This window comes from Pseudacidovorax intermedius (assembly GCF_001476815.1).
Classification (GTDB): Bacteria; Pseudomonadota; Gammaproteobacteria; order Burkholderiales; family Burkholderiaceae_C; genus Xenophilus; species Xenophilus intermedius_A.
Map to the genome: position 1 here is coordinate 33,706 of NZ_LDSL01000058.1, position 7,698 is coordinate 41,403.

At 68.3% G+C, this 7,698-nt stretch carries 3 protein-coding genes; 2 read left to right on the forward strand and 1 reads right to left on the reverse strand.

What is annotated here, in order from left to right:
- The first annotated feature begins 44 nt into the window (after positions 1-44).
- Positions 45-5,855 (forward strand): autotransporter-associated beta strand repeat-containing protein, encoded by a 5,811-nt coding sequence (locus tag NS331_RS09760; RefSeq protein WP_153012800.1) that lies wholly within the window; start codon positions 45-47, stop codon positions 5,853-5,855.
- 389 nt (positions 5,856-6,244) lie between these two features.
- Positions 6,245-7,330, forward strand: coding sequence for an IS630 family transposase (locus NS331_RS09765; protein ID WP_058641809.1), 1,086 nt, complete (start codon positions 6,245-6,247; stop codon positions 7,328-7,330).
- On the opposite strand, the gene NS331_RS09770 is transcribed toward NS331_RS09765, so the two are convergent.
- Positions 7,327-7,698 (reverse strand): integrase core domain-containing protein (locus NS331_RS09770; protein ID WP_153012801.1); only part of this gene is annotated, 372 nt, incomplete at its 5' end. The two genes, NS331_RS09765 and NS331_RS09770, sit on opposite strands and share 4 nt — an antisense overlap.

Sequence of the window (7,698 nt, forward strand, 5' to 3'; positions counted from 1 at the left end):
GCTGGAGCGCGCCGTTGCTGGTCCTGGTGGCCCTAGCAGCCCAGATGCCGGCCGCTCATGCGGGGCTGGTGCCCACCGTCGGGTGCAGCTCGACCGGCTACATCTTCAACACGGCCTACTCGGGCAACTCCGCCGGCCCAGCCAAGGCGGTGGGCAGCCGGGACACCTACTGGGAGGCCAACACTTCCGCACGCGACACTCCGGCGCCGTACACCGTGGATGAGAGCCAGTGGACCGACGCCTACGTGGTGGGCCAGCGCCCGGGCTGGGCGAGCTCCCCGTTCAATAACGCGGACTGGATCGCCCACAACGCCGATGGCAGCAGCCCCTTGCCACTTCAGCGCTACACCTACTGGTATCGCTACCGCTTCTATCTCGACCCGGCGCTCGACCCGGCGGTCTTCTACATGAAGCTGAGCTTCTATGCGGACGACTCCATCGGTGCGGTCTACGTCAACGGCATCAACCAGCCCAACGCATCCATCACCGATGACATCAACGGCAACAACTACGGGCCGGGCCGAGGTGCCTCGATGGTGCTGGACAACGGCTGGAAGACCGGCCTGAACGAGATCCGCGTGCGCATCGCGGACCGCAGCTACCTGTCGGGCTTGCTGGTGCAGTACGACTCGCAGTCCTCCACGATTTGTTCGACCTCGGCCCAGGTGCAGGCGATCACGACCGCCGGCAGCAGCAGCTTTTCCTATTCCGGCACGAATGGCGTGGCCGCACAGACGCTCACCACCACGGGCGCCAGCGTGGCCGCACCGGGCCCCCAGCAATGGCTGGCAGCATCCAACCAGCAGACCACGATCACACAGATTGCCGACGCGCCCGGCTACCGCCTGCAGGCCATCGCCTGCACGGGCCAGGCACCCGGGGCCAGCGTGAGCTACAACACAACCGGCATGGCCAGTGGTGGGGTGCCTGCCCGTTCCGTTCTGTTCTCCAACGCGGGCAATGGCCGAAACGTGGTCTGCCGCTTCACCAACCAGCCGGTGGGCAACGGCGGTGCCTACTGGGACGGCAACGGCACCGCAGGGGATGGCACGGTGACGGGCGGGCCGGGCAGTTGGAACGCCACCAACACCAATTGGACAGATGTGAACGGTGCATCCAATGCCGTCTGGGCCGCCAACGGCGTGGCGACCTTCACCGGCAACGGCGGCTCGGTCACGGTGAGCGGCGCCCAGACCATCGGCGGTCTCTACTTCCAAGGGGCCGGCTACGCCGTGTCCGGCGCTACGTTGACGGGCGGACTGGCGAACAACCCGCTGACGGCGGACGCAGGCGTGAGCGCCATCGTGGGCAGCGTGCTGGCTGGCGGCACCCATGGTTTCAGCAAGGAGGGCGGAGGGACCATCACGCTGTCGGGCGCCAACACCTACACCGGCGCCACGGCGGTGAACGGCGGCACGCTGGCGATCACCGGGGGCTCGTATGCCACCTCTGCCTTCGCCATCGCCGCCAACGCCGTGATGGTGTTCAATTCCGGCACCGGCCTGATGGACATGCCCACCACCACCTTCAGCGGCGCCGGAACGCTGCGCAAGACGGGCACTGGCACGTTGCAGTGGGGCGGCAGCGCCGCCACGTTCTCACTGGGCGCCGGTTCGGCCATCGACGTGCAGAACGGCACATTCACCGGCGGCTCCAACGGCAACGAGGTCTGGACCAACAACAAGTCGGCGCTGACCGTCGCGGGCGGCGCCACCTTCCAGACCGTGGAGGCGGGCGTGATGGTCGATGCCCTGAACGGTGCCGGCTCGGTGGTGACGGGCTACTACCCGAGCTGGCCTGGTTCCGGCCTTACCGTGGGCGTGAACAACGGCGGCGGCACTTTCAGCGGCGTGATCTCCGACGGGCCCGGCGTCAACACGGCCACCAAGTCGCTGACCAAGACCGGCACCGGCACACAGATGCTGTCGGGCGCCAATACTTACACCGGCACCACCGTCGTCAATGGTGGCACCCTGCTGCTGGCGGCGGCGGCCAACACCAATGCGATCAACCCGTCCAGCGCAATGACGGTCGGCACGGGCGCCACGCTGTCCTTGGGCGCCAACGCCGCGCAGTCGCTGGCCTCGCTGGACGCCTCGGCCGGCAAGGTGGACCTGGGCAGCAGCGGCGCGCTCACGATCACCGGCAACAGCAGCATCGGCACGGTGGCCGGAACCGGCACCATCACCGTGACCGGCGGCACGCTGACGCTGCCGTCCGGCTTCGCCAACCCGGGCCTGAGCATCGTGCTCAAGGGTGGCGCCCTCGCACTGGGGGCGGGCCAGACCTATTCGGTCAGGGCGCTCACGGTGGACAGTACGGTGACCAACGCGGCGGTGGACATGTCTTCCGCCGGCACCGCCAGCCTCAGCGCCGGCACGCTCACGCTGAACAACGCGCTGGCCGTGACCCACTGGACGGTCGGCACCAGCCATGTGTATGCCAGCGGCATCGTTGGCAGCCGGGCGCGCGATACGGTCAACACCGCGCCACTGAACAAGGTCACGCTGGGCAGCAGCACGGCCAGCGCCACCTACTGGGCCTCGAGCACCAACGAACTGCTGGTGGCGGGGGCGCTGACGTACTGGGACGGCCCGGCCAGCAACACCAGCGCCGTGGAAGGGGGCAGCGGCACCTGGGACACGGGCAGCAACTGGACCACGAGCAGCGGCACGCCCAACGGCGTGTGGGCGGGCGGCACCAGCGTGGCCAACTTCACGGCCACGCCCGGAACCGTCGGTGTCACCGGAACGCGTGACATTGGCGGCTTGAACTTCGCACCCGCGAGCACCGCGTCGAACTATCTGATCCAGAACGGCACCCTGCGCGGTAACAGCGCCAGCAACCCCTTGACGGTGGCCAGCGGCGCCACGGCCACCATCGCCAGCGTCCTGGCTGGCAGCCCGACCACCAACGCCTTCAGCAAGGAGGGCGCCGGCACGCTGTTGCTGACGGGTGCCAACACGTACACGGGCAGCACCGCGGTCAACGGCGGCACGCTGCAGTTGGGCAACGGCGGCACGACGGGAAGCCTGGCCAGCACTGGCGCGAGCATCGCCGGCGGTGCCACGCTCGCCTATTACCGGGCCGATGCGTCGTACACCGTCCCAGGCACGCTGTCGGGTGCGGGCACGCTGGCGCTGCTGGGTACCGGCGTGGGCGGCGGTACCAGCGTCTACACCCTGGGCAATGCCGCAGCGACCACGCTGAGCGGCACCATCGCCGTGGGCAGTGGCGCCAAGCTGATGGCGGCCGGCAGCCTGGGCACCGCCACCATCGCGATGGCCGCCTACGGCACGTTGCACCTGACGGGCGGCACCATGGCCAATGCGGTGCAGGTGCAGGGGGACGGCTGGCGCGATGCCAGCGGCGCCTTTCTGGGCGCGCTGCGCTTCGAAGGCGGCGCGGTGCTGGCGGGCAATGTCACGCTGACGGGCAACGCACGGCTGGGCGCCTGGAATTCCTACGACAGCGGGACAATCAGCGGGGCCATCTCGGGCAACTACGGCCTGACGCGCTACACCGGCCAGGGAACGGTGGTGCTCAGCGGCACCAACACCTACGGCGGGGCGACGTCCGTGCTGTCGGGCCAGTTGGTCGCGGGCAGCAGTTCGGCACTCGGCAGCGCGGCCGCGGGAACCTCGGTGGGCAACGGGGCCACGCTGGCGCTGCAGGACAACATCGCCATCGCCGCCGAGCCGCTGTCGCTGAGCGGCGCCGGCTATGGCGGCAATGGCCGCCTCTGCGGCACCGGCGCGCTGTGCAATGCGAGCGGCAGCAACGGCTTCGGCGGGCCCGTCACGCTGGCCACCGCGGCAAGCATCGGGAGCGCCGCAGGCACGCTCACGCTGACAGGGGGTATTGCCGGCGGCACGGGCGGCCCCTTTGCGCTGAGCTTCGACGGCGCCGGCGCCACGGTGGTGAACAGCGCCATTGCCGCGAGCGTGTCGACGCTGACCAAGACGGGCAGCGGCACGCTCACGTTGGGCGCCGCCAACAGCTACGCCGGCGCCACCACGGTCAGCGCCGGCAAGCTGGTGACGGGCATCGACCGCGCGCTGCCGACCGGCAGCGCCGCGACGGTGGGCAACGGCGCGACGTTGAACCTGGCCGGCAGCGCGCAGCGGCTGGCGTCGCTGACGGCGGTGGGCACGGCGACGCTGGACCTGGGCAGCAACGGCACGCTCACGCTGACCAGCGGCACCAGCCAGTTGGCGGGCGCCAATGTGCAGGGCAGCGGCCGCATCGTGGTGAACACCGGCGCCACGCTGGTGCTGACCAGTGCGCTCGCCAGCGCCAACGTCGACGTCGAGCTGGCCGGCGGCACGCTGCAGCTGGGAGCCTATGCCCACCGCATCGGCACGCTGACGGTGTCGGCCAGCAGCAAGCTGGACTTCGACGCTGCCCAGTCGCGGCTGTGGGCGACCAACCTGGCGATGGCGGCGGGCGGTACCCAATCGCTGTCGGCCACCCATTGGACCCAGGGCACCAACGTTTTCCAGGCCAACCAAATCAATGGCACCGCCACGACCGCCCGCGACACGCTAGGGCTGGCGCCGCTGAACCGCATCGCCATGGGCAGCTTTGCCACCTCGGCCACGCTGTGGCGGCCGTCGGGCGCGCCAGTTCCCGACGAGATCACCGCCGGCCTCAGCCCAACGGTAACCGGCATGGTGTTCGACGACGGCGGGGCGCCCACGGTCGCGGGCAATACCGGCACGCCCAACGACGGCCTGCGTAACGGCGGCGAAGGCGGCGTGGCCGGCGCCACGGTGCGGCTGACGAACTGCGCGTCAACCGTCTACACCAGCACCACGACCGACGCGAGCGGTGCCTACGCGCTGCGCGTGCCGCTCCAGCAGATGGGCCAGACGCTGTGCGTGGCGGCCGCGCCGGCGCGGCCCGTGGACGGCACGGCCACCGGCGCCAACGCCAGCGGGACCGTGCTGCCCAGCGGCACGGCCACCACCGTCGGCGGACTGGCCTACACCTACACACGCGCCAGTCAGCAGGTGAGCTTCACCGCCCCGGCAGCGGGCGCGCTGGTGCTGAACTTCGGCCGTGTGCCACCGAGCACGCTGACGCCCGCCGCCAGCAGCCAGCAGAACGCGGCCCATACCCGCGCCGTGCATGCGCACGTCTTCACGCCCGGCACCGGCGGCACCCTGGCGGTGACGCTCGGTGCCACCACCACCACGCCCACGCCCGGCCTGCCCGGCTGGTCCGAGATCGCCTACCTGGACCCGGGCTGCACCGGCACCGCCCAGCCCAACGCCCAGCGGCTGTACCCATCCGGCGCGCCGCTGACCGTCGTCCAGGGCCAAGCCGTGTGCTTCGTGGTGCAGCAGCAGATTCCGGCGCAGGCCGCCAACGGCCATGCAAACGCGGTGCCCGTCACGGCCACACTGAGCTTCGGCAACGCGTCCCCGGCCCTGTCGGCCACCTACACCGCCACGGACACGACCACCGCCAGCAGTTCCGCGGTGCGCCTGAACAAGGAGGTGCGCAACATCACCCAGGGTGGCACCTTCGGCACAACCAACCAGGCCAGGAGCGGCGACGTGCTCGACTACCGCATCACCTACACCAACGCCACCACCGGGGTGGTGCGCAATTTCGTGGTCAACGACGCCACGCCGCCCTACACCACCTTCCAGGGCGCGACGGCCGCCAGCACGCCCACGGACCTGGGCAGTTGCACCAAGGTAACGCCGGCCAACTTGCCGCCCGCACCTACCGCCGGATGCGCGACGAGCCAGGCCGCGGGCGGCAGTGGCCTGCTGCAGTGGCTCTTTACCGGGACACTGCCAGCAGGCGCGAGCGGGTCGGTGGGCTATCAGGTGAAGGTGGACTGACAGGCGCCAGTACACACGCCGCTGCGCCTTCGCCATCAACAGTCCGTCCGCACCTACGTCACGACAGGCGTGGGTCTTGTGGGGATTCGCCCGCCATCTATTTAGGGTTGCGGCCGAAAGTGGCCGCTGGACACCACATGGACGCCCCGTCCGACCGTGGAACGCCTTGCCCCTGCGGCCAGAGGTGCAACATGATCAACTGGTTTGCCTTCATTCTGGGCGCGATTTCGGGCACGACGCTGAGTTGCCTGGTGGCCGCGTTGTGCATGACCCGCAGACGCACTGCAGCCGACACGGATGCTGAGCCGCCCCGCCACTAGTGTCCTGTCGCAAAAATAAGTTGCATGGATATTGCATGTGTCCCGGTGCATTGATACCCGGAGGTGACCATGCATGTACGAGCAGATGCAGCCATCGAACTGACGCGGGAACAGCGAGTCGAACTTGAACGAGTTGCGCGCTCACGGCGTACGCCACAAGCGGTCGCGCTGCGCGCCCGGATCGTTTTGTTGACAGCCGCCGGACTGGGTCCTGGGCAGGTGGGTGACCAACTCGGTGTTTCGCAACCGACGGTGCGTAAGTGGCGCGCGCGATATGTGGAGGACGGGCTGGCAGGGCTGCGCAGCGAACCACGCCCTGGTCGCCCGAGATCGCTGGACGATCAACGCGTCGCCGATCTGCTCAACCAGGCGCTGCAGACGCGTCCTGCCAAGCAGACGCACTGGAGCGTGCGCAGCTTTGCGGCCGAGGCCAATATCAGCAAGGACATGGCGCACCGCCTGTTGCGTGCCGCCAGCATTGCCCCACACCGCTCGCGCAGCTTCAAGCTGTCCAACGACTCGGCCTTCGTAGAGAAGGTGCGCGACATCACCGGGCTGTACCTGAACCCGCCCGATCACGCGCTGGTGCTGTGCGTGGACGAGAAGAGCCAGATCCAGGCATTGGAGCGCACCCAGCCCGTGCTGCCCATGGGGATGGGTTACGTCGAGGGCATCACGCATGACTATGTCCGCCATGGAACGACAACCCTGTTCGCCGCCCTCGATGTGGCCAATGGGCAAGTGATCTCGCGCGTTCGAGCACAACATCGGCATCAGGAGTTTCTGGACTTCCTGCGGCAGATCGACAAGCAGACGCCGCCTGAGCTGGATCTGCACCTGATCGTGGACAACTACGTGACGCATAAGCATGCCAAGGTCAAGGCATGGCTTGCGCGCAATCCCCGCGTGCATCTGCACTTCACGCCCACCTATAGCTCGTGGCTCAACCAGGTCGAACGCTGGTTCGCGCTGATCACCGAGCGGGCCATTCGCCGAAATTCGTTCAACAGTGTGCGCGAGCTCAAGCAGCAGATCGAGTTGTTCGTGCAGCGTTACAACGCCGACGCCTCGCCGTTCCAATGGGTCGCAACCGCCGATTCAATACTGCAAAAAATCGTACGCATTGCGAAACGTATTTCTGCGACAGCACACTAGATGTCGAGTTGCAATAGGTTGTTCCCACAAAGGCGGGAGGCTGGGGGGTTGTGCCCCAGAGCGCAGTGCGGGCGCTCGCAGTTGTAGTAGCGCAGGAAAGCTGGCAGCCAAGCGGTGCGCTCGGCACTGTTGGCCCAGGTGCGTCCATAGGCCCATTCGCGCAGACAGGTCTGAATGAAACGCTCGGCCTTGCCGTTGGTCTGGGGGCGGTAAGGCCGGGTGAAGGTGTGCTTGATGCCCAGCGCCTGACTGGTCTTGGCGAACAGCCGCGAGCGATACGCCGAGCCGTTGTCGGTGATCAGCCGCTTGATCTTCACACCCAACTGCTCGTAATGCGCCACGGCCGCCAGCAGGAAGCTCACCGCCGA